The sequence below is a fragment of the Psychrobacter sp. T6-1 genome, assembly GCF_052258445.1.
On record NZ_JBQQFC010000305.1, the window covers coordinates 1 to 2,841 of the forward strand.

The window sequence follows — 2,841 nt, forward strand, 5'->3', positions numbered from 1 at the left end:
TTTGAAGTGCTCTACAACTTTATGTTAGCCTTCCAGCACAGCCACCCCTCAAAAGCTGAGCGCGTAGAGCAGGTAGCCGATTTTGTAACGCCGTCCATCAATCGTGCCTTACAAGCGCTACCTTATTTTGAAAAAGCTTTAGAGGGTCGTGATTATCTAGTAGGTGATCAATTGAGCTTTGCAGATATTGTCTTGTACTTAGGTCTGGATTTTGGGAAAGCGCTCAAGGTAAATCCAACTGAACAAGGGGACAATTTAGCTCTTTTTTATCAGCATATGCATGAGCGCTTTAGTATCAAAAATATGGCTAAAGCTAAGCCTGCTAAAGAATAGGAATATAAAACTCTTAAATGATCTAAAACGTTGTAAGGTTTTTGTGAGAAAAACAAACAAGTTTTTACAGCGTAATCTAATATTTGCTAGTTATGATGATATGAGTAATAAGTACTTCTTATCACTCATATAGTTTTTAGTTGAACCATTATTAATTTAAACTTTTATCTATAACGATATAGGTAGAATCTGCGTAAGGTGATAGCGGTATGACATCAGTATATAAAGTGTTTGGAGTGTTGGTTGGCGCCGCTTTAGGTATTAGCGCTTGTAGTGATCCTGCGCAGAGCAGCGATTCAAACGTAGAGCGCTCAAGCATAAATGATACTGACTTGTCTGATGATACTATTGCCCCAGCTGATAATACCACCACCTTAGCTGATGAACAGGCACCTTCTGTTGATAATAGTAGTGCAGAAGACAAATTGATTGATGATCTCATTCAGTATCGCTGGATTTTGGTAGATGCACTCAGTGATGAGAGTCAACCTTTAACTTCACTTTTAGATATCAAAAATCAAGTCACTGCATCGTTCATCCAGCGTCAAGGCAAAAACAGCTTAATCTATAGCGTCGGCTGCAACACGATGAGTGCAGGCTATCAGCTACAAGGCAATGAGATGACAATCGACAACAGCATGAGCACTAAAATGTCATGTGCTGACTTAGATTTGGTTGAAAATCGCTTGAACGATTTAATGCAAGGGGTCAATCAGTTAGAGCTTACTAATGATAAAGACAATGGCTCGATACTAACTCAAATAACTGATAATGGAGTTACTCTGCAGTGGCGCGGCAAAATGACGGCAAAAGCTAAGTATGGCAGTCGAGGCGAGACGATATTTTGGGCAATAGATGCTCAGACTACGCCGTGCACAGATAATAGCGCGCAAGTGTGCTTACAAGTAAAACCTGTAGTGTACGACGATCAAGGTATAAAGGTTAGCGAGGGCGAGCGCGTAGAGTTTGCAGGCACTATAGATGGCTATGAGCATAGTAGTGAGTTCGATCAAGTGCTACGTTTGCACCGTTATGCTCTAAACGCTAGCAATGATAGTATGCAAAATGCGTCAGACACTAACTATGCTTATGTGCTCGACACTATCGTTGAGCAAACTGAAGTCAATTAATTAGCGTATGTTACCTAGATCCTCTTCGCTTAGACGCCAGCGTCCTTTTTTCTTGGAGCTACCGCGTCCGCGCATGGCACTGTTAAGTATCAGCTTGTTCATAGAGTGACTCGAGTGCGCATGACAAATTGCGCAGGCGAGACCATCTGCCGCATCTTGCTGAGGCACCACATCTAACGACAGTATGCGACAAACCATTTCTTGTACTTGCTCTTTGGCGGCTGCGCCATAACCACAGACCGCTTGCTTAATCTGGCGCGCGGTATACTCTGACACTTCTAAGTCCAGCGCTACCATAGCGGCAATAGCAGCTCCGCGCGCCTGACCGAGCTTGAGCGCTGAGTCGGGGTTTTCTGCCATAAATACTTGCTCGATAGCGGTATAAATAGGCTCATTAGCATATTTGATGTGATATTCAGTGATGCGAGTGAGACCGTTAAAGATGCGCTTTAGGCGCTCGGGCATCTCTTTGGTATCCGTACGAATAGTACCTGCATCAATAAAGGTTAGTTTGTCACCGGTTTGCTGGACGATGCCATACCCTGTCATACGAGAGCCTGGATCTATTCCAATAATAATTGCCATAAGGGTCCGTTTTTGTGTTGCGTATATTTTGTTTGGCAGCTTTGCACTTAAAATGCGGCGCTAAGTTTGATAGTATAGCAAGCCATCCCCATATACATCATACGTTAACGATTTTTTATTGACGATTACATTTTAAGTTTTTTACAGGACGACATTTTATGGGTCAGATAGTTAGTATCGCCATTGTTTGGTTTATTATCGAGATGCTCATTTGGTATCTGATTGCTCAGACCATTAGTGGCTGGTGGGTATTTATATGGTTTATTATTGCCGCTGTTATCGGCATCGCGCTCATCCGTAAAGGTATGGCGGCGCTAAATCCTATGGCGCAGCAAATGAAAGCTGGCGGCATGATGAACCCATCCATGCGCCCGCAAGAAGCCACAATGCTCAAAAGCGTAGCGATGGCTGGCGCAGGTATCTTGTTGTTGATACCAGGAGTCATTAGTGATCTGATCGCGTTGCTACTGGTACTGCCACCTGTGCAAAAGAAGCTCAAAGATGTCGCTAATAACTATGTTATGAACAATCAGCAAAAGATGATGGAGATGATGGCAAAACAGATGGGTGGACAGATGGGTGGCCAAAACCCATTTGGCGGTATGAATGGCCAAAACCCATTTGGTGGACAAGGCGGCATGAACAATCAAAGCCCCTTTGGTCAGCAGCCAAATCCTTTTGAGCAACAAAACCCATTCGGTGATGTTTTTAAACAGAACACTACCATTGACGGTACTGCCAAAAATATCCCTAAAGATGTCAAAAAGATTACTAAGTCTGCCAATGATGAATA

At 43.2% G+C, this 2,841-nt stretch carries 4 protein-coding genes; 3 read left to right on the plus strand and 1 reads right to left on the minus strand.

Annotation, left to right across the window (positions count from 1 at the left end; genetic code table 11):
* Together ACTXGO_RS12010 and ACTXGO_RS12015 are read left to right on the plus strand one after the other, a co-directional pair.
* On the plus strand, positions 1 to 333 hold a 333-nt coding region (locus ACTXGO_RS12010; RefSeq protein ID WP_443574698.1), incomplete at its 5' end, for a glutathione binding-like protein.
* 209 nt (positions 334 to 542) lie between these two features.
* Positions 543 to 1,463, plus strand: coding sequence for an META domain-containing protein (locus ACTXGO_RS12015; RefSeq protein WP_443574700.1), 921 nt, complete (start codon positions 543 to 545; stop codon positions 1,461 to 1,463).
* Here ACTXGO_RS12015 and ruvC read toward each other — a convergent pair whose 3' ends face one another.
* Positions 1,464 to 2,048, minus strand: coding sequence for a crossover junction endodeoxyribonuclease RuvC (gene ruvC, locus ACTXGO_RS12020; RefSeq protein WP_317199909.1), 585 nt, complete (start codon positions 2,046 to 2,048; stop codon positions 1,464 to 1,466).
* 158 nt (positions 2,049 to 2,206) lie between these two features.
* Here ruvC and ACTXGO_RS12025 point away from each other — a divergent pair.
* A partial coding sequence (locus tag ACTXGO_RS12025; protein ID WP_443574702.1) for an FxsA family protein occupies positions 2,207 to 2,841 on the plus strand: 635 nt, incomplete at its 3' end.

Bases quoted from the DNA above. Each gene is read 5' to 3' on its own strand.
- ACTXGO_RS12015 (WP_443574700.1), top strand. From the start codon at position 543: ATGACATCAGTATATAAAGTGTTTGGAGTGTTGGTTGGCGCCGCTTTA.
- ruvC (WP_317199909.1), bottom strand. From the start codon at position 2,048: ATGGCAATTATTATTGGAATAGATCCAGGCTCTCGTATGACAGGGTAT.